Annotated in this window: 9 protein-coding genes; 6 read left to right on the top strand and 3 right to left on the bottom strand. The window is 63.9% G+C overall.

Going from position 1 to position 19702, the window contains the following annotated elements; all coding sequences use genetic code 11:
* Nucleotides 1–6 precede the first annotated feature (6 nt).
* Complete coding sequence (locus EET13_RS24965; RefSeq protein WP_211189136.1) at nt 7–1017, top strand: SagB/ThcOx family dehydrogenase; 1011 nt, start codon at nt 7–9, stop codon at nt 1015–1017.
* 61 nt (nt 1018–1078) lie between these two features.
* Here the strand turns inward: EET13_RS24965 and EET13_RS24960 are convergent, their stop codons facing one another.
* The gene (locus EET13_RS24960; RefSeq protein ID WP_122444775.1) at nt 1079–2695 is read right to left on the bottom strand and encodes a DHA2 family efflux MFS transporter permease subunit; all 1617 of its coding nucleotides are present in this window, start codon (nt 2693–2695) and stop codon (nt 1079–1081) included.
* 160 nt (nt 2696–2855) lie between these two features.
* Here EET13_RS24960 and EET13_RS24955 point away from each other — a divergent pair, with 160 nt between their 5' ends.
* Both EET13_RS24955 and EET13_RS24950 read left to right on the top strand, forming a co-directional pair.
* Nucleotides 2856–3560 (top strand): DUF2334 domain-containing protein, encoded by a 705-nt coding sequence (locus EET13_RS24955; RefSeq protein ID WP_211186522.1) that lies wholly within the window; start codon nt 2856–2858, stop codon nt 3558–3560.
* Between the two features lie 56 nt (nt 3561–3616).
* Nucleotides 3617–5302, top strand: coding sequence for an FAD-binding dehydrogenase (locus tag EET13_RS24950; RefSeq protein WP_122444773.1), 1686 nt, complete (start codon nt 3617–3619; stop codon nt 5300–5302).
* A gap of 73 nt (nt 5303–5375) precedes the next feature.
* Here the strand turns inward: EET13_RS24950 and EET13_RS24945 are convergent, their stop codons facing one another.
* The gene (locus EET13_RS24945) at nt 5376–6014 is read right to left on the bottom strand and encodes an MBL fold metallo-hydrolase (RefSeq protein WP_122444772.1); all 639 of its coding nucleotides are present in this window, start codon (nt 6012–6014) and stop codon (nt 5376–5378) included.
* A gap of 106 nt (nt 6015–6120) precedes the next feature.
* Here EET13_RS24945 and EET13_RS24940 point away from each other — a divergent pair, with 106 nt between their 5' ends.
* Nucleotides 6121–6873, top strand: coding sequence for an LLM class flavin-dependent oxidoreductase (locus EET13_RS24940; RefSeq protein WP_122444771.1), 753 nt, complete (start codon nt 6121–6123; stop codon nt 6871–6873).
* Between the two features lie 137 nt (nt 6874–7010).
* Nucleotides 7011–7502 (top strand): 6-pyruvoyl trahydropterin synthase family protein, encoded by a 492-nt coding sequence (locus EET13_RS24935; protein WP_122444770.1) that lies wholly within the window; start codon nt 7011–7013, stop codon nt 7500–7502.
* Between the two features lie 224 nt (nt 7503–7726).
* Here EET13_RS24935 and EET13_RS24930 read toward each other — a convergent pair whose 3' ends face one another.
* On the bottom strand, nt 7727–18262 hold the full coding sequence (locus EET13_RS24930) for a PPE domain-containing protein (RefSeq protein WP_122444769.1): 10536 nt from the start codon (nt 18260–18262) through the stop codon (nt 7727–7729).
* Between the two features lie 460 nt (nt 18263–18722).
* On the opposite strand from EET13_RS24930, the gene EET13_RS24925 reads away from it, so the two are divergent.
* Nucleotides 18723–19702, top strand: a 980-nt coding sequence (locus tag EET13_RS24925) for a PE family protein (RefSeq protein ID WP_136623247.1), incomplete at its 3' end; no start/stop codon positions are given.

Raw genomic sequence — 19702 nt, 5'->3', positions numbered from 1 at the left:
GACCTCGTGGGCTTCGACCGAGCGTCCATCGAAGAAGCTGTGGCGGTATTGCGCGAGAACAGCCTCTTGCTGCAGGAGGGAAGCGATGAGGCCACCGAAGACGAGAAGATCTTCGATCAGTGGGGTCCCTGGGCGCCCGAGGCGTCGCTATTTCACTACGCCACCCAAGACGAGCACTACGTCCGAGTCGATCTGACCTTCGATTCTTTGGAGTCCACGGCAAACGACGCGGACGAAGTGGTTGACGATGGCATCAAACATCGGGTGCATACCCTGTTCACCACGTACCCCGAGGCAGATCGGTTGTTGCTGCCCCGCGGATCTACCCGGCTATCGGAGCCATTCGACCAGGTTTTGCACCGCCGGCGGACACACCGCGATTTCACCGACCAGCCGGTGTCCTTGGAAACGTTCTCGGCGCTGCTGGCAACGGTATTCGGGCCGGTCGATTTTATCGACTCGGGCCGCAGCGCGTTGATGCGACGCACCAGCGCATCCGGCGGCAGCCGCCAGGAAATCGATGCGTATGTCGGTGTTCTCAACGTCGAGGGGGTGCCGCCAGGCACCTACCATTACAACTGTCTCGAGCATTCGCTGGAGCTGCTCGGCGAAGGGCTGACCCGCGACCAGGTAGTCGAGCTGTGCGGCAGGCAGGAATGGGCAGGCGCGACCGCGTTTATCGTGGTCCTCTGCACGACGATCGACCGCATGCTCAGCAAATACCGCACCCCGCGCGCCTATCGGATATGTCTGCTCAATGCCGGACACCTGGGCCAGACGTTCGCGCTTGCCGCCACGGCCCTTGGCTTAGGTCCATTCCAGACCGCGGCCTTCCACGACTCGACCGTCGCCGAATTCTGTGGACTGGACAACATCGGACGCACGCCGTTGTACATTCTCGCGGCGGGCCACCCCAACGAGGACCCGATCACGCCCCCGCTGGCGGGCCTGGACACCTTCCGCCGAACGTCCTTTTACACAAACCAACGCGGCTCGGCCAAGTTCGACGATCTCTAGGCGGGTGTTGCCCCAAACCCAGCTGGACCAGCGCCACCAGAGTTGAACAGGTCCGGCGTCCTCAAACGCTCGCCGCGCCCGCCGGCGTCCTGGGCAGGAATGCCGCGGGGATCAGCGTCAGCACCACCAGCACGACCGCGATCACGAACACCACCGCGTAGGCGTGCGAAAGGTCGTGCAACACCCGGCTTGTGAAATCGGGGGCGAGGGCCTGCTGCGGTATCGCCGACGGGTCGACCGCAACGCCGTGTCTGCCCGCCTCCTGCTGTAGGGCCGCGATTGTGTTTGCCGCACCAATGTTTTCGCTGCGATTGAATTGGTTGGTGAGAATCATCGACATCAGCGCGGTCCCAATCGAGCCGCCGACCTGCTGGGTGACGCTGATCAGGGCGGACCCTCGGGCGATCTCGCGCGGCGCCAGTGCCTGGACCGCGGCGCCCGAGAGCGGCATCATCGTGGCGCCCGTCCCCATGCCCAACACCAACAGGCCGACCAGCAGGGTCGGCAAGTAGCCCGTCTGCCCGGCGACGCCGAAAGCGAAAACGCCCAGGCCGGCCGCAATCAGGGTGAGACCCACCAGCACGCTCTTACCCGGTCCTCGCCGGTCCATGAAGGCGCCCGCGAGGGGCATGGTCAGCATGGCGCCGACGCCGTTGGGAATCAGGTGCACCCCGGACTGCATCGGGGTTTGCCGTAGCACCTGCTGGAGATAGCTCGGGAGCAGCAGCGACGCACCGAGATAGGCGGTGCCGAATGTCACGAAGGTCAGATTGGCTCGAGCGAACACCGGGTTCTTGAACAACCGCAGATCCAGCAGCGGATGATCCGCGCGGTGCCAGGCATGCCACCCGAACAGGCCGACCAGCGTCAGGCCGACGATCACCGGCACCGCCACGTACCGATCGGTCACGCTGCCGCGTCCCGGGATGGACGACACCCCGAACAGGAACGTCGCCAGGCCGGGCGACAGCAGCAGCATCCCGACGAGGTCGAAGCTCTCCGCCGGCGCGGGCTGGTCTTTGGGGAACATGAGAGCCGCGAGGGTCAGCGCGATCAGCCCGATCGGCAGATTGACCAGGAAAATCCATGGCCAGCTGAAGGCGCCGATGAGCCAGCCGCCCAGGATCGGCCCGCAGATGGGGCCGAGCAGCATCGGGATGCCCAGCACCGCCATCATGCGGCCCAGCCGCTTGGGGCCGGCCACCCGGGTCAGGATGGTGAACCCCAGCGGCATCAACATGCCGCCGCCGATACCCTGAACCGCCCGGAAAGCGATGAGCAGCAGAATGTTTGGTGCCAACGCGCACAGCAGTGAGCCGAGCGTGAACGCCAGGATGGAACCCATCCAGAGTCGCTTGGTGCCGAACCGGTCGGCCGCCCAGCCGGTCACCGGGATCACAGTCGCCAGCGCCAGTGTGTAGCCGGTCATGGTCCACCCGACCACGGCCTGAGTCGAGTCGAAGGTTGTGATGAACGTGCGCTGCGCGACGCTGACGATGGTGGCGTCAAGGATCGTCATCACCGAGGCCAGCACGCAGACCCCGGCGACCCGGAAAACCCGCGCGTCGAGCCGGTCGGGGTAGACGTGTTCGCCGGGGCTGTGCTGCCCCGTGGCAGTTGTGGGCAGTGCGGCATCGGCCGGTGCGGAACGCCCGTCGTCCATGGCGCTGCTGAGCATATCGGCACGCGTCGCCGCTACCGATGCCGGGACCGGTTCGGCCGCCGGGCGGCGCGACCCGCGACAGGACTGGATATCCGCACGTCAGAGGTGCTGGATGGACGTTTGTTGTCTGCGTGTACTTCACCGTCCCGAAACCTGCGATCGGCAAACTGAACGCGTGTCTGGAAAATTGATCGTCTCGGTCTCGGGGATAGGTGAGCGCACCCTGGCCGGCGTCGATGCATTCTGCGCGGAGATGGATGCCCGATCGGTGCCGGTGTCGCTGCTGGTTGCCCCGCGGCTCAAGGGAGACTACCGGCTCGACCGGGACCCCCGCACCGTCGAGTGGCTGGCTGCGCGGCGAGCCGGCGGCGACGCCTTGGTATTGCACGGCTACGACGAAGCGGCAACAAAGAAGCGGCGCGGCGAATTCGCGACGCTGCTTGCGCACGAGGCCAACCTGCGGGTGACGGCGGCCGACCGGGTACTCGAGCACCTGGGATTACGTACCCGGCTGTTCGCGGCGCCCGGCTGGGTGGTGTCCCCGGGTGTCGTGAAAGCGTTGCCGGGAAACGGTTTTCGGTTGCTTGCGGATTATCACGGGATTACCGACTTGGTGCGCAAGACCACGGTGCGGGCTCGGATACTGGGCATCGGCGAGAGCTTCCTGACCGAGCCGTGGTGGTGCCGGATGGTGGTGCTGTCCGCCGAACGCATCGCGCGGCGCGACGGCGTTGTGCGCGTCGCGGTCTCGGCGCGTCAATTGTCCAAGTCGGGCCCGCGTCAGGCCATGCTGGATGCCGTCGACCTGTCGATGATGCACGGCTGCGCACCCACGGTGTACCAATGGCGGCCCAATAGGGCTGTGCTCGACGCCGCGTAGCCGCCCCCCGGCCGCGTGGCCAGCCGCCGCGGCCGGGGGCACTACCCTGTACCGACATGAGCGATGCTTCACTGGGTCCGGGGCGCGTGCCGGATGGGTTCACCGCTGACGCGATCATCGTCGGAGCGGGCCTTGCCGGCCTGGTAGCGGCCTGCGAGTTGGCCGACCGCGGCTTCCATGTGCTGGTCGTGGATCAGGAGAACAGCGCCAACCTGGGCGGGCAGGCGTTCTGGTCGTTCGGCGGCCTGTTTTTCGTCGACAGCCCGGAGCAACGCCGGCTGGGCATCCGCGACAGTCATGAACTCGCCCTGCAGGATTGGCTTGGGACTGCGGCTTTCGACCGGGCCGAAGACTACTGGCCGCAGCAGTGGGCACATGCCTACGTCGATTTCGCGGCCGGGGAGAAACGCAGCTGGCTGCGGGACCGTGGGCTGAAGCTCTTCCCGCTGGTGGGCTGGGCCGAGCGCGGGGGTTACGATGCCCAGGGGCACGGCAATTCGGTACCGCGCTTTCACATCACGTGGGGCACCGGACCGGCCTTGGTCGACATCTTCGTGCGTCAACTGAAGGATCGCCCGAACGTGCGCTTCGCGCACCGCCACCAGGTCGACCGGCTTATCGTCGAGGGTGATGCCGTCACAGGTATCCGCGGCACCGTGCTCGAGCCGTCAGACGAATCGCGTGGTGCGCCGTCGTCACGAAAAGCTTTGGGAAAGTTCGAATTTCGTGCGTCGGCGGTCATCGTGGCCAGCGGCGGCATCGGTGGCAATCACGATCTCGTGCGCAAGAACTGGCCGAAGCGGATGGGCCGTGTTCCCAAGCAGATGCTCAGTGGGGTGCCGGCGCACGTCGACGGCCGGATGATCGGCATCGCGCAAAAAGCCGGAGCGCGCGTGATCAACCCGGACCGGATGTGGCATTACACCGAGGGCATCACCAACTACGACCCGATCTGGCCCGACCACGGCATCCGGATCATTCCCGGCCCGTCCTCGCTGTGGCTGGACGCGGCGGGCAACCGGTTGCCGATCCCGTTGTATCCCGGTTTCGACACCCTGGGCACCCTGGAGCACATCACCCAGTCCGGTTCCGACTACACGTGGTTTGTGCTGAACGCCAAGATCATTGAGAAGGAGTTCGCCCTGTCCGGTCAGGAGCAGAACCCCGACCTGACCGGCCAAAGCCTACGTCAGCTGCTGCGGTCGCGGGTGCGGTCGGGACCACCGGGACCGGTGCAGGCCTTCATCGACAAGGGCGTGGATTTTGTCAGCGCCGACTCGTTGCCTGAGTTGGTGGCCGCGATGAACGAGTTGCCCGAGGTGGAGCCGCTGGATTACGAGACCGTGGAAGCCGCGGTCACGGCCCGCGATCGTGAGGTAGCCAACAAGTTCACCAAAGACGGGCAGATCACCGCTATCCGCGCCGCCCGCAGCTACTGGGGCGACCGGCTGGGGCGGGTGGTGGCGCCGCACCGGCTGACCGATCCCAAGGCGGGCCCGCTGATTGCGGTCAAGCTGCACATCCTGACCCGAAAGACGTTGGGTGGCATCGAAACCGACTTGGATGCGCGCGTCCTCAAGTCCGACGGCAGCCCGTTGCCCGGGCTGTACGCGGCCGGTGAGGCCGCCGGATTCGGCGGGGGCGGTGTGCACGGCTACCGGGCGCTGGAGGGCACCTTCCTGGGTGGTTGTATTTTCTCGGGCCGCGCCGCCGGTCGCGGAGTCGCCGAGGACATCACATAGCGGCGGCCTTCAACAGGCCCTGGCAAAAGCCCCCGCACGCCCGGCGTGTCGGAGACCTTTTGGTCTGCTCGCCCTAGAAGGTGACCGCGTTTTCCTCCGGCAGCACCTGGAAATCCGTGTCGGTCAGCTCGGTGAGGCGGCCGTAGTAAATGCTGCGCGCTGCGGGAGCGATGATCCCTTGGTGGATCGGCACCGCGCGAGCCGGCGCGACTGCCCGCAGGTAATCGACTGCCTCGGAGATCTTCATCCACGGCGCGGCGGCCGGCGTCGCCAATACGTCCACCGGTTCCTCGGGCACGAACAGCGCGTCGCCGGGGTGCATCAGCCTGGCGCGATGGTCGCCGTCGTCCACCAGATACGAAATGTTGTCCACCACGGGAATTTCCGGGTGGATCACCGCGTGCCGGCCGCCAACGGCTCGGATGGTCAGTTCGCCGACCGACAGTTCGTCACCGACGTGCACCGCCCGGCACGGCGCGCCCAGTTGCGCGGCGGTCTGCGGATCCGCGTACAGCGGCGCATCCGGATTGCCCTCGAGCAGCGCAGGCAGCCGCGTCGCATCGACGTGATCGGGATGCTGGTGGGTGATCAGGATCGCCGACAGGCCGGTGATCCCCTCGAAGCCGTGTGCGAAGGTGCCGGGATCAAAAAGCACTCTCGTCCGGCCGAAGTCGGCGAGCAGACAGGAATGCCCGAAATGCGTCAGTTGCATGCCTACGATTGTGCGCCCCGACGAGGTCCGCACCCAGGCGGGTCCCCGGGAGTGTGACCTTCAATTGGCTGGCTGCACGCGATCCCGGGCGCGGTAGGGTCGCTTCATGATAAGACTCGATGTCGTCTACAGTGCGGCGACGCACACCTGGCCGGAGCTGCGAGAAAAGGTGCTGCGCGCCGAAGCGGACGGCTTTGCCACCGCATGGGTTTACGACCACATGTCGGGTGTGGTGATATCGAGCAACCGGATGCTGGAATGCTTCTCGCTGGCCGGAGCCTTGGCGTCGGCGACCTCAACCATCGGCATCGGCACCCTGGTGGTCAATGCCGCGACCCGCACGGCCGGGGTGACCGTCGCCGCAGCGGCATCCCTGCAGGAGATCAGCGGTGGGCGCTTTGTGTTCGGCCTTGGCGCCGGTGCGGCCCCCGGTACCCAGTGGGCGTGTGAGCACGAGGTGCTCAACATCGCGCTGGAGGAGTCGCTTGAGGGCCGGCACCGTCGGGTGGTCGAGGTGCTGGATCTTTGCCACGTGCTCTGGGACCCGCATCGCTCCGATAAGTGGATGGGCTTTCCACTGCCGTCACCACCCCCGCCGATCCTGCTCGGCGTCAACAGCGTTGCCCTGGCAACGATAGCCGGTGCCCGCTGTGATGGCGTGAATGTGCGTCTTGACCACCCGCGAATCGGCGAGATCTTCGACGCGGCGCGGCGGGCTCGCGCCGAGTCCGCCAATGCCGGTGCGCCCTTCGACATCAGCGCGACTACGCCAATGAACGAGGCCGCCCTCGATCCCGACGGGAAGGCTCAGCGTCGACTGGAAGAACTGGGCGGCCACCGCCTAATCCTAGTTTCCTGAAGGGAATTCGGGTTTATCGGCTGACTGTGCGTCGGGCAAATCGCCGACGTTATGCGTCTAGACACGCAGCTCCGACTCTAGCTGAATCAAAGAAGTTGCGCCAGGGCGTATTACATGAAAGGAATGAGTGAGTAATCATGCCGTACACCATCAAACAAACATTTCGGGTCGAGATTGGTCACCGTACCTGGAGTCATCACATGCCCACCAGTCGTGGCGGCAACGAGTTCTACACCCCGGACCTGATAGCGAACAAGTGTGCAAACCTGCACGGACACACCATCTTTGTCTCTGTGACGCTGGTCGGTGACACACTTGACGAGCAGTATTTTCTGTTGGATACCGACCTGTTGGAGCAGGCGTTCAGGCCGATTCTGGACGAGTTCGACTTCGCCTTCGTGGTCGACAAGCACGACCCGCTGTACGAGGACATCGCCGCCGTGGTGAACAAGGGCGGCCTCAAACTATGCACGGTGGATTTTTCACCGACGTTCGAAGGGCTGGTTCGGCATTTCTATGATCGCCTGCAGGCCGTCATCGCCGAAAAGGGTCTGGCCGACCAGCTCCGGATCAAGGAAATGAAGGTGCTCGGCGAACTGACCGTCGAGGCCACCTACACCGGCGAATAGGGGGTGCCCGGGCCTTTGCCGAGTGGCTCACAGGCAACCGGGGCGTGGGTTGACGGCAATGGATTGCGGTAAGCGGAAACGCCTGCAGTGCAAGGTTGTTGCCGGAGGTCATAGCGCGTGGATGCTGCCGTCGCGGGTCCGCGCCGGCCCCATAGGGTCGGGCGACACCGCGCCGGACCGCGTGCGAGAACCGCCTCTTGTCAGTCCGGGAACAGCGTCTTGCGCTACGGCGTGTTGTCCTGCAACACGCCGGACAGTTCGGCTCCGAAGTTGCCGATACCGGAGATCGCGGCCTGCGTGAACAGGTTCAAGATGCTGGCGTTGTAGAGGCCCGAGACGGTGTTGCCCACGTTGGCCCAGCCCGATTCCAGGTTGCCCCAGTTCTGGAAACCGGAATTGCCTTCGCCGCCGGCGTTCAACAGGCCCGAAGTGCCGGCGCCGAGGTTCCCGATGCCGGACAGCGCGCTGTCGGCGAAATTGAAGAAGCCGGATCCACCGCCGGCCCCGGAGTTGAAGAAGCCGGAGGACGGCGCCAGGGTCGAGTTGAAGAATCCCGGACTCTGCTGGAAGCCGAAGCCGAAGGTGAACGGGCCCAGGGTGCCGGCGCCGTTGCTATCGATCGGGTTGGAGATGTTGTCGTTGATCACCTGCGCCCCATCGACGATGAAGATGGGTTCGATCTTGAACGCGCCGGCCGACTCGTCGAAGCTGACGGGGAACGAGATGGGCAACACGCACCCGATCCCGGGCAGGTAGATCAGGCACACCTCGATCTGCAGCGTGGTATCTATCGGGAATTCGGAGATGGTCAGCCAGTCGGTGACCACCGAGTTGATCTGGGCCTCGATAGGTATGTCGATGTCGGCGTGCAAGGTGTAGTCCCAAGGGAATTCGGGGATGGTGACCTCGTAGTGCCAACTCAACAGCCCTTGGTGGTCGCCGCGCCACAGCAGCCCGTTGCTGTAATTGCCGCTGATGAATGCGCCGGTGTTGACATCGCCGGAGTTGACGAAGCCGGTGTTGGCGTCGCCGGTGTTGAAATAGCCGGTGTTGTAGTTGCCGGAGTTGAACCCGCCCGTGTTGTGGTTGCCCGGGTTGAAGCTGCCGGTGTTGGTGTTCCCGGAGTTGTAGAAGCCGGTGTTGTAGTCGCCGGTGTTGCCGATTCCGGTGTTCACCGAGCCGGAGTTGAACAGCCCGGAGTTGATAGCGCCGGTGTTGAAGAATCCGGTGTTGTAACGTCCGGAGTTCCCGATGCCCCAGTTTGCTTCACCGGAGTTGAAGAAGCCGAAGTTGTTGGTGCCGGAGTTGAACAGGCCCACATTGCCGCTGCCCGAGTTCAGTTCGCCGAAGCCGGTGAGGGCGTTGCCGCTCAGGCCGATGCCGATGTTGCCGTCACCGGTGTTGGCGAAGCCGACGTTGTTGTTGCCGGTGTTGCCGAAACCGAAGTTGCTATTGCCGGTGTTGCCGATCCCGAGGTTGTGCATGGCGGCAGTGAGTCCCGGGCCCGAGTTCGCCAGGCCGATGTTGCCGTTGCCGATGTTGGCCCACCCCAAGTTGTCGCTGCCGATGTTGGCGCCGCCGACGTTGTGGCTGCCGATGTTTGCGTTGCCCAGGTCGAAGTCGCCCAGGTTTGCGCTGCCCAGGTTGCTGACGCCGATGTTGGCACCACCGAGATTCAGGTGTCCGAGGTTGCCCAGGCCCAGGTTGAAGTTCGTGGATGTCGGCCCGTTGCGGAACCACCCGGCCAGATCGGTGCCGACCTGGTGGAAACCGGAGAGGTTGGCCGGCGCGGCGGTGCCGGTGTTGAGCAAACCGGAGATGGTGTCGCCGAGGTTCGCCAATCCGGACAGCTGGGTTCCGAAGTTGAGCAGACCCGAGTTTCCCACCAGCCCGGTGGTGACGTTGAAGACGCCGGAGCCGTTACCGAAGTTCAGCAAGCCCGACGTGCCGCCGGCACCCGAGTTCAGCAACCCCGACGAAAAGCCGGTGGTGGAGTTGAAGAAGCCCGGCATGGGTTTGAGATCGATGACCGGGATGTACATCGGACCGGCGCCGGCGTGCAGGTCTGCGCGAATCACGGTCTGCGGGTTGAACACCGGATGGTATATCGGCCCGGGGTTGCCGATTTGGATGGTCATGTTGTCGGTGCCGAGGAAGAAGATCTTCCAGGGATAGTCGGGTCCCTCTGCGGTGTTGCCGCCGTGGATGATGATCGGGCCGACGTCGATGAAAACCGCGCCGACGCTGGCGCCGGTGCCGGGGATGGGCAGCGGGATGAACGGCAGGTCGAGGAACCCGTCGATGAGTATTTTCGGAATCTCGACGGCCGTGATTTCGATGTCGGTGAAGTTGACGGTGATGGGGATGTTGATCGGGGCTTCGACCGACGCCCATCCGTTGACCCGTTCGACGACGACCGTGTAGTTGGCCGATATCAGGCCTTGCATGCTGTCGCGCCAGAAGAAGCCGTTGTTCGCGGTGCCGGTGATGAAGCCGCCGGTGCCGTAGTTTCCGGTGTTGCCCACACCGGTGTTGTAGTCACCGGGGTTGGCGAAGCCGGTGTTGAAGTCGCCGGTGTTGGACCAGCCGGTGTTGAAGGCGCCGATATTGAACAGGCCGGTGTTGTAGTCACCGGGGTTGGCCATGCCGGTGTTGAACGTGCCGGTGTTGAAGAGACCGGTGTTGGAGGAGCCGGCATTGCCGATTCCGGTGTTGGTGGTTCCGACGTTACCGATGCCCCAGTTCCCCGTGCCGGAGTTGCCGAAGCCGACGTTGCCGGTGCCGGAGTTGAACAATCCGACGTTGAAGCTTCCCGAGTTGGTGCCCCCGACGCCGATCTGGTTGTCCCCGGACAGTCCGATACCCACCCCAGCGATACCCATGTTGCCGAAACCCAGATTGCCGGTGCCGGAATTGAAGAAACCGACATTGCCCGAGCCCGAGTTGAACAGGCCAGTGTTTCCGGTGCCGGAGTTGAAGAAGCCGGTGTTGCCCGCACCCGACATCAGCGAACCAAAACCGCTCTGACCGGTGCCGGTCAGCCCGATGCCGACGTTGTTGTCCCCGGTGTTGAACAACCCGATGTTGTGGTGGCCGGTGTTGGCGATGCCCTGGTTGAAATCACCGGCGTTGGCCAGCCCGAGATTGCCGTTGCCCGCGTTGAACAGGCCCGCATTGTCCGCGCCGAAGTTCAGCGGCCCCAAGCCAATCTGGTTGTTTCCGGTGAGCCCGATGCCGATGTTGCCGGTACCGGTGTTGCCGAACCCGGCGTTGCCGTCGCCGGTGTTGCCGATGCCGACATTGTTGTTTCCGGTGTTACCGAAGCCGATGTTGTGCAAGGCCTCGGTCAATCCCGGGCCGGCGTTGCCGAAGCCGACGTTGCCGCCGCCGATATTGCCGAAGCCGACGTTGCCGGCGCCCACGTTGCCGAAGCCGATGTTGCCGCCGCCCACGTTGCCGCTGCCGACGTTGAAGTCCCCGATGTTGCCGCTGCCCAAGTTCAGCTTGCCCAGATCGCCCAGGCCCACGTTGAAGATGGTGTCGGTTGGACTGCGGAAAAGCCCGGAAAGGTCGGTGCCGACGTTGTCCAACCCCGAAAGGTGGGCCGGCATGACCAGCCCGGCCGTGCTGGTGTTGTAGATCCCCGAGACCGTATGACCCAAGTTCGCAAATCCCGAGGACAAGGTGCCGAAGTTCTGCAAGCCCGACACCGAGGAGCTGGTGCCGTTCCACCAGCCCGACACGTTGGCGCCCATGTTGCCAAAGCCGGACACAGTGCCCGCACCGCTGTTGAAGAACCCCGACGACGGGCCGGCGGTGCTGTTGCCGAACCCGGGTCGGGCCGGGATGTCCAGCAGCACAACGTCAATCGGGCCAAGGCCGCTGCGGATGGCGATGGGCAGCGTGGTTGTCCCGTCGGTCTTGCCGATGTTGATGTCGATGACGGGCAGTGTGGCGTCGATGGTCGGAATGTCGATGGGCCCGATACCGAGGAACGGGATGACGATGGCCGCGACGGTGATCTTGGGGATGGTGAAGCCGAACAGCGAGACGAAATTGGTGTCGATGCGGATCGGGATGTTGAGCGGGATGGTGATGTCGAAGTTGAACAGTGGAAATTCCGGGATGAATATTTCTGCGCGGGTGCCCCACAGGCCCTGGTAGTCGCCGCGCCAGAAGATGCCGTTGCTGTAGTTGCCACCGTTGAACAGGCCGGTGTTGACGTTGCCGGTGTTGGCGTACCCGGTGTTGTAGTCGCCGGTGTTGAGGTCGCCGGTGTTGTAGTTGCCCGAGTTGGAGATGCCGGTGTTGAAGTCTCCGGTGTTGATCAGGCCGGTGTTGTAGTTGCCTGGGTTGGCGATCCCGGTGTTGGTGGTGCCGGCGTTAAACAGGCCGGTGTTGTAGTCGCCCGCGTTGGCGATGCCGGTGTTGCCGGCACCGGGGTTCCACCACCCGAAGTTCAAATCGCCCGCGTTGGCGATGCCGATGTTACCGGCGCCGGAGTTGCCGATACCCAGATTGCCGCTGCCGGAGTTGAAGAATCCGGTGTTGTTGGTGCCCGAATTGAACAAACCGACGTTGCCGCTTCCCGAGTTGAATCCGCCGGAGAAGTTGACGCCGACCTGGCCGTTGCCAGTGAGCCCGATGCCGATGTTGTTGTTGCCGGTATTGCCGAAGCCGATGTTGTTGCTGCCGTCGTTACCCAAGCCCTGGTTGAAGCTGCCCAGGTTGCCCAGACCGAAGTTGTTGTCGCCCAGGTTGCCGAAGCCGACGTTGCTGTTGCCCCGGTTTCCGGAGAAGACGTTGAAACTGCCGAAATTGCCGCTGCCGACGTTGTTGTTGCCAAGGTTGCCCACGCCGATATTGCTGTCTCCGACATTGCCGAAACCGGCGTTGCCCACACCGATGTTTGCCGGGCCCACATTGGACAGTGCGGCGTTGTTGACAAAGCCGGAGATGTCACTGCCGACGTTGCCCAGACCGGAGACGCTGCCCGGCACGGCAAAGCCCAGCGTGCTGGTGTTGAGCAACCCCGACACGGTGTTGCCGAAGTTCGATGCCCCAGAGATGAGCCCACCCAGGTTTTTGTAGCCCGAAATGCCGGACGCGCCCGTGGTGACGTTGAAAAGGCCCGAACTGTTGGCACCGGTGTTGCCGAAGCCGGAGACGGTCCCGGGGCCACTGTTGAAAAATCCCGACGACGGAACGTCGGTGCTGTTGGCAAAGCCCGGGCCAGCCGGAATGTTGAGGAACTGCAAGGTGATCGGCAGCAGCCCGCCACTGCCGGTGATGTCGATGAACGGCTGCAGCGACTGGGACCCGATCTCGATAACCGGGGTGGGCAGGCGGATCACGAGGTCGGGAATGGTAAGGGAGTTGACCGTGAGGACGTTGATGTCGGGGACACCAAAAAATGTGATGTCGGCTTGAATCGATGGAAAGGTGAAGCTCTTGACGGCGACGATGCCGAGTTTGCCGGTGATCGGGATATAGAGGTTCACCGGCACGTGCAGGTTCACCGGGATGGCGGTGTCGGGAATGCTCTCGGAAAAGTCGACGCCCCACAGGCCCTGATAGTCGCCGCGCCAGAAGATGCCGTTGCTGTAGTTGCCGCTGTTGAGGATGCCGGTGTTAACGTTGCCCGAGTTGGCGAAGCCGGTGTTGTAGTCGCCGGGGTTCAACCAGCCGGTGTTGTAGGAGCCCGGGTTGAAGCCGGCGGTGTTGAAGCTGCCGGCGTTGAAGCTGCCGGAGTTGTAGCTACCGGTATTACCCAGACCGGTGTTGACGCTGCCGGGGTTGAACAGTCCGGTGTTGATGTTGCCGGCGTTGAAGAGCCCCGTGTTGGTGGCGCCGGTGTTGCCGATGCCCCAGTTGTCGGTGCCGGAGTTTGCGATGCCGACACTGGCGTCGCCGGAGTTGAACAGGCCGCTGTTGTTGGTGCCGGAGTTGAACAGGCCGGTGTGGCCGCTGCCGGAGTTCAGGCCGCCGAAGCCCACCCGGTTCTGGCCGGTCAGGCCGATACCGATGTTGTTGTTTCCGGTGCTCGCCAAGCCGAGGTTGAAGTCACCGGTGTGAGCCAGCCCCAGGTTGGAGTTGCCCGCGTTGGACAAGCCGATGTTGTTGTTGCCGGCGTTGGACAAGCCGACGTTGTGGTCGCCGAGATGACCCAGGCCGACGTTGAAGTCGCCGAAGTTTGCCAGGCCAAGGTTGTTGGTGCCGAGGTTGGCAAAGCCGATGTTGTTGTTGCCGGTGTTTGCGAAGCCGATGTTGTTGTCTCCGACGTTGCCAAAGCCCACATTGTTGTGGCCGACGTTGGCGAACCCGAAGTTGAGCACCGCTGTCGTGGGCGGCGGCACCTGGCTGTACAAAGCGCCCGCGAGGTTGGCGCCGACGTTGGCCAGACCCGAGACATTGGCCGGGGTCGCAATGCCCGTGTTGTAGTAGCCCGAAATCGTGTCGCCCAGGTTGGCCACACCCGAGAGCAACGAGCCGTAGTTCTTGAAGCCTGAGACGCCGGTCGAAGCGTTCTGCAGGCCCGAGAGGTTGGCGCCGAAATTCAAGATGCCCGATACAGTGCCGGGGCCACCATTGAAAAAACCGGAGGACGGCAACGCGCCGGTGTTGAAAAACCCTGGAGCGGACCGGAATTCGAACAGCGTCCATCGAGCCGGCCCCAGACCGGCCGTGGCCGGGATGAACACCTTGGTCGTACCGTCCAGGGCACCGATATTGAAGGTGACCTCCGGACCGATGGCTCTGAGCTCCGGGATGACCATTGATGCGACCGTGGCCGACTCGATCGGGATCGGCGGAATGATGCCGAGGTCGACATTGAAGCCCACAGCGAAATCCGACAACGTGATGCCGCTGAAGACGGTGTCGGTGAAACCGGCGGTGATGGGTATATTGATCGGAGCATCGACGGTCAGGTGAGCAGGAATCTCCGTCATCTGGATCGCGTAACCGAACTCTACGAGGCCTTGCCGGTCGCCGCGCCAGATCACCCCATTGCTCATGTCCCCGGTCATGAAAGCGCCGGTGCCGATCTCACCCGAGTTGGCCAGGCCCGTGTTGTAACCGCCGACGTTGTACAAGCCGGTGTTGTAGCGACCGGGGTTGGCGATGCCGGTGTTGGTGCTTCCGGTGTTGTACAGGCCGGTGTTGAAGTTGCCCGCGTTGGCGATGCCGGAGTTGACGAGGCCGGCGTTGAACAAGCCGGTGTTGGTGCTGCCGGTGTTGCCGACGCCGGTGTTGAAGTTGCCCGAGTTGCCGATGCCGAAGTTGCCGTTGCCCGAGTTGCCGATGCCGATGTTGTTGGCGCCGGAGTTGAAAAGGCCGATGTTGCCGGTACCCGAGTTCAGTGCGCCAAGGCCGATTTGACCGTTTCCGGTGAGTCCGATGCCGATATTGTTGCTGCCGGTGTTGCCGAAGCCGAAGTTTGCATCGCCGGAGTTGCCCCAGCCGAAGTTGTCGCTGCCGGTATTGCCGGAACCGACGTTGCCACTGCCGTTGGTCAAACCCGGGCCCGCGTTGCCGAAGCCGACGTTCGCGTCGCCGGTGTTTCCGCTACCGAAATTGCTGCTGCCGATGTTTCCCAGCCCGATGTTCGCGTCACCGAGATTTCCGGTGCCCAGGTTGAAGTCGCCGCTGTTTCCGCTACCGACGTTCCATGCCCCGATGTTGGCCAGACCGAGATTGACGACCGGCCCGGCCGGGGAGTTGATGACGCCGACCATGTCGGCGCCGGTATTGAAGATGCCCGAGACATTGGCCGGCGCCGCGTTCGCCAGGCCGGTGTTGTAAATGCCCGACATGGTGTCGCCGAGGTTTGCCATGCCGGACTGCAGCGAGCCGTAGTTGAGTAAGCCGGAGGTTCCTGACGCGCCCGTCAGTGCGCTGTTGAAGATGCCCGAGACGTTGGCGCCGAAATTCGCCAGGCCGGACACGCCGCCGGCCCCGGAGTGGAAAAAGCCCGACGACGGGTTGGTGGTCGCATTGCCGAAACCCGGGGCCGCCGGGATTCGCAGAAATATAATTTCGCCCTTCTCCACGGCGCCGAAGATATTGATGGGTATCTTGACGTCCGGTCCGCCGATGGTGATTGTTATCGAGGGAGTGGTGAGGGAGGATGCACCGAGAGTTATCGGACCATAGAATAAGACGCCGCCGGGTGTGCCGTCGGTCGGCAAAATATCGGTTTTGGGGATGACCTGCCCATCGACGGTGAGCGGAATGACTTGCCCCGGGATGGTGATGAGCTGGTTGACGGTAATGACCATCGACTCATTGATCGGCAGTTCAGGTGTCTGGTATGTGAGGTCGATGGCGATCTGGCCGGCGCCGTCGAATTCGCGGAAAAAGCCATTGTTGAAATCACCGGTGTTGAAGAAGCCCGTGTTGACGTCGCCCGCGTTATAGCCGCCCGTGTTGGTGTTGCCGACGTTGTAGCTGCCCGTGTTGGTGCTGCCCACGTTGAAGCCACCGGTGTTGAAGCCGCCGGTGTTGTACCAGCCCGTGTTGTTGCTGCCGACGTTGCCGAATCCGGTGTTGGTGTTGCCGACGTTGTTGAAGCCGGTGTTTCCGATGCCGGGATTTTGGATCCCGGTGTTCAAATTTCCTGCATTGAGGATGCCCCAGTTTCCGGTGCCGGAGTTCCCGATCCCGACGTTGCCGGTGCCTGAGTTGAATAATCCGATATTGCCGGTGCCCGAGTTGAACAGGCCGTTGTTGGCGGCCCCGGAGTTCAGGGTGCCGATCCCTACCTGGCCGTTGCCGGTGAGCCCGACACCGAAACTATTGTTGCCGGTATTGGCGAAACCGATGTTGTTGCTGCCGGTGTTCGCGAACCCCTGATTGAAGCTGCCGGCGTTCCCCCAGCCGAAGTTGTTGGCGCCCTGGTTGGCCCAGCCGGTGTTGGCGTTGCCCAGGTTGCCGGAACCGACATTGAACGAGCCGATGTTCGCGCTGCCGACATTCTGGTCGCCGAGGTTGCTGGATCCGAAATTGAGGCTACCGAAATTGCCGGCTCCAAGATTTGCGTTGCCTGCGTTTCCGAAGCCCACGTTTCCGTCGCCGAGGTTGCCGCTACCGAGATTCGTACTGCCCAAGTTGCCCAGGCCGATGTTGTTCGCGCCGGAATTGCCGGGGACCTCCGGGCCACGGAATAAGCCCGCGATATTACTGCCGGTGTTGTAAACGCCGGAGATGAGGGCCGTCGTGGTGATCGGCTCAAAACTCACGTTCTCCATGCCCGAGACGGTGTTACCGATGTTGAATAAGCCGGATTGGAGTACCCCGTTGTTGGAGAGTCCCGAATTGTTGCCGATGGCATCCAGCGCAAAGTTCAAGAGCCCGGAACTGTCGGCCCCGGAGTTGTTGAAGCCCGAGGTGCCGCCGGCGCCGCTGTTGAAAAAGCCTGATGACGGGCTCGTCGTCGAGTTGCCAAAGCCCGTGGTGCCCAATATGAGGCCCTGATAGTCGCCCCGCCACAGCGCGCCGTTGCCGAAGTTCCCGCTGATCAAGATGCCGGTATTGACATTGCCCGAGTTGGCAATGCCGGTGTTGTAGCTGCCGGCGTTGAAATAGCCCGTGTTGATGTTGCTGGAGTTGAAGCCGCCGGTATTGGTGTTGCCCGGGTTGAAGCTGCCCGTGTTGTAGCTGCCCGCATTGCCGAAGCCCGTGTTGGCTATTCCCGAGTTGAAGAACCCGGTATTGGCATCGCCGGAGTTGCCGATACCGGTGTTGTAGCTGTGGCCAGAGTTGCCAATGCCGAAGTTCCCGGTGCCGGAGTTGCCGATACCGATGTTGTTGGTGCCGGAGTTGAACAGACCGATATTGCCGGTTCCGGAATTCAGGCCGCCGATGCCGAATTGGCCATTGCCCGTGAGGCCGATACCGATGTTGTTGTCGCCGGTGTTGCCGAAGCCGATGTTGTTGTTGCCGCTGTTGCCGAAGCCGCGGTTTCCGCTGCCCGTGTTGCCGAACCCGATATTGTTCACTGCGGCCGTCAAGCCGGGGCCGACGTTTCCGAACCCGATGTTTCCGTTACCGAGGTTGCCGCTGCCGTAGTTGGAGCTACCCTGGTTGCCGCTGCCGATGTTGCCGCTGCCGACGCTGCCGAAACCGATGTTGAAGTCGCCGATGTTGGCGTTGCCGATGTTGCCTTGGCCGATGTTTGCCACACCGATATTGCGGAAGTTGACTTGCGCGGCGGCCGCGGCAGCGGGCAGCGCGCCGGTGAGGTCCGGTACCGCTGTGAACGGCGTCAGTGCCGAGATGGCCGCGGCCGCCCCTGCGCGGTAGTCGAACATTGCGGCCACGTCCTGCGCCCACATCTGTTCGTACTGGCCCTCGGCAGCCGCGATCGCCGGCGCGTTCTGGCCGAAGAGATTCGACAGCACCATGTGCACGAACGCTCTGCGGTTGGCCGCGACGAGCTGTGGATGCACCGTGGCTGCGACAGCCCCCTCGAACGCGGCCGCAGCCAACCGGGCCTGGGTCGCCGCCTGTTCGGCCTGCTCGGCAACAGCGCTCAGCCACCCCACATACGGCGCCGCCGAACGTGTCATCGCCGCTGCCGCCGGTCCCTGCCACCCGGAGCCGGCCAGGCCCGCGGTCACCGCGGCAAAAGAGGAGGCCGCCGAGCCCAACTCCGTCGCAAGCCCCTGCCAGGCCGCCGCCGCCGCCATTGTCGGCCCCAGACCTACCCCTAGGTACAACCGCGCGGAGTTGATCTCTGGGGGAAGCACTGCAAAACTCATTGCACACCCGTCATTGAAGTCGTTGCCATTGAGCGCCGGTTTGCAGTCCGCACCACCGTTCGGGATGGCTGATTATGGACCAAGGCGATGCCAAATAATCGGGTTTTGCACCGAATTCGAATTTTTTCTATTGGTCTCGCCATAGCGTGGTCCCGCCTCGAAAGAATTCAACTTACTGGCTGGTCCTGTGGTGCGTTCGCGACGGCGGGCGAGCCGCCGCGCCGCAGATCGACAGCGCTCTCAGTAGCTGGTGCGATTCTGTGACGTGCCGCCAACATAAATCATAATAAAATCTGAAAATGTGTCTCATTGAATTTAATAGCGGCGCTCGCCCCGGCTCTCCCGACGCATATCACATGTTTGCCTCAAAACGTCGAACACATTGCTTGGATCAGGCTACGATCCCGTCCTACGGATACGGATTGAATCGATGATGCCGGGCGCGGCCGTGGGGTGCTGGATGTCATATGTACTTGTTTCGCCGCAATTCGTGGCGGCGGCCGCGGCCGACGCCGCGCGTATCGGCGCCTCGCTTGCCGCGGGGACCGCCGTGGCCGCGGCCTCGACGACCGCGGTGGTGAGCGCGGCCGCCGACGAGGTTTCGGCGGCCATCGCCGCGCTATTTTCTGAGCACGGGCAGGGCTATCAGGCAGTGGCCCGGCAGGCCGCGGCGTTTCATGGCGAATTCGTGCAGGCGCTCGGCGCCGGTGCCAGCTCGTTTGCCTCCGCTGAGGCGGCAAACACCTCGCCGCTGCAGTCGGTAATCGGCGCGGCGGCGGCGCCAGCGCAGTCGTTGCTGTCGCGCCCGCTGATCGGCAATGGCGCCAATGCCACGACACCCGGCGGCAACGGCGCCGACGGTGGCTGGTTGTTCGGCAGCGGCGGCAACGGCGCGCCCGGTGCCGCGGGTCAGCCCGGTGGCAACGGCGGGTCAGCCGGGCTCTGGGGCGATGGCGGTCTTGGTGGCGCGGGCGGCAACGGTGGTGCCAGGGGCGGCGACGGCGGTAACGGCGGGCTGTTACTGGGCCGCGGCGGCGCCGGTGGCATGGGCGGCATCGGTGCCGCCGGCGGCACCGGCGGCACCGGCGGCACCGGCGGCAATGGCGCGCTGCTGATCGGTGGTGGCGGCGTCGGCGGTGCCGGCGGCATTGGCGGAGCCGGCGGCGGCACCGGCGGCCACGGTGGCACCGGCGGCACTGGCGCGCTGCTGATCGGCGCGGGTGGGGACGGCGGTGCGGGCGGGATCGGCAGCCCCGGCGCCACTGGAGCGGGCGCGGCTGGGAATGGCGGTGACGGCGGTAACGGCGGGGCCGGTGGATTGTTCATGAACGGCGGCCACGGCGGCGCCGGCGGCCAGGGTGGCGATGGCGGTGTCGGCAACGCCGCCATGACGACCGGCGGTACCGGAGGATCCGGTGGCGCCGGCGGCAACGGCGGTAA

The sequence above is a fragment of the Mycobacterium attenuatum genome (assembly GCF_900566085.1).
Classification (GTDB): Bacteria; Actinomycetota; Actinomycetes; order Mycobacteriales; family Mycobacteriaceae; genus Mycobacterium; species Mycobacterium attenuatum.
The sequence above is the reverse complement of the archived record's forward strand: the minus strand, read 5'-3'. Positions and strand labels throughout refer to the sequence as shown.

What these genes read in the sequence shown, in the direction of transcription:
- EET13_RS24945 (WP_122444772.1), bottom strand. Translation starts at nt 6,014, where the DNA reads ATGCAACTGACGCATTTCGGGCATTCCTGTCTGCTCGCCGACTTCGGC.
- EET13_RS24930 (WP_122444769.1), bottom strand. Translation starts at nt 18,262, where the DNA reads ATGAGTTTTGCAGTGCTTCCCCCAGAGATCAACTCCGCGCGGTTGTAC.
- EET13_RS24940 (WP_122444771.1), top strand. Translation starts at nt 6,121, where the DNA reads ATGATAAGACTCGATGTCGTCTACAGTGCGGCGACGCACACCTGGCCG.
- EET13_RS24950 (WP_122444773.1), top strand. Translation starts at nt 3,617, where the DNA reads ATGAGCGATGCTTCACTGGGTCCGGGGCGCGTGCCGGATGGGTTCACC.
- EET13_RS24960 (WP_122444775.1), bottom strand. Translation starts at nt 2,695, where the DNA reads ATGCTCAGCAGCGCCATGGACGACGGGCGTTCCGCACCGGCCGATGCC.
- EET13_RS24935 (WP_122444770.1), top strand. Translation starts at nt 7,011, where the DNA reads ATGCCGTACACCATCAAACAAACATTTCGGGTCGAGATTGGTCACCGT.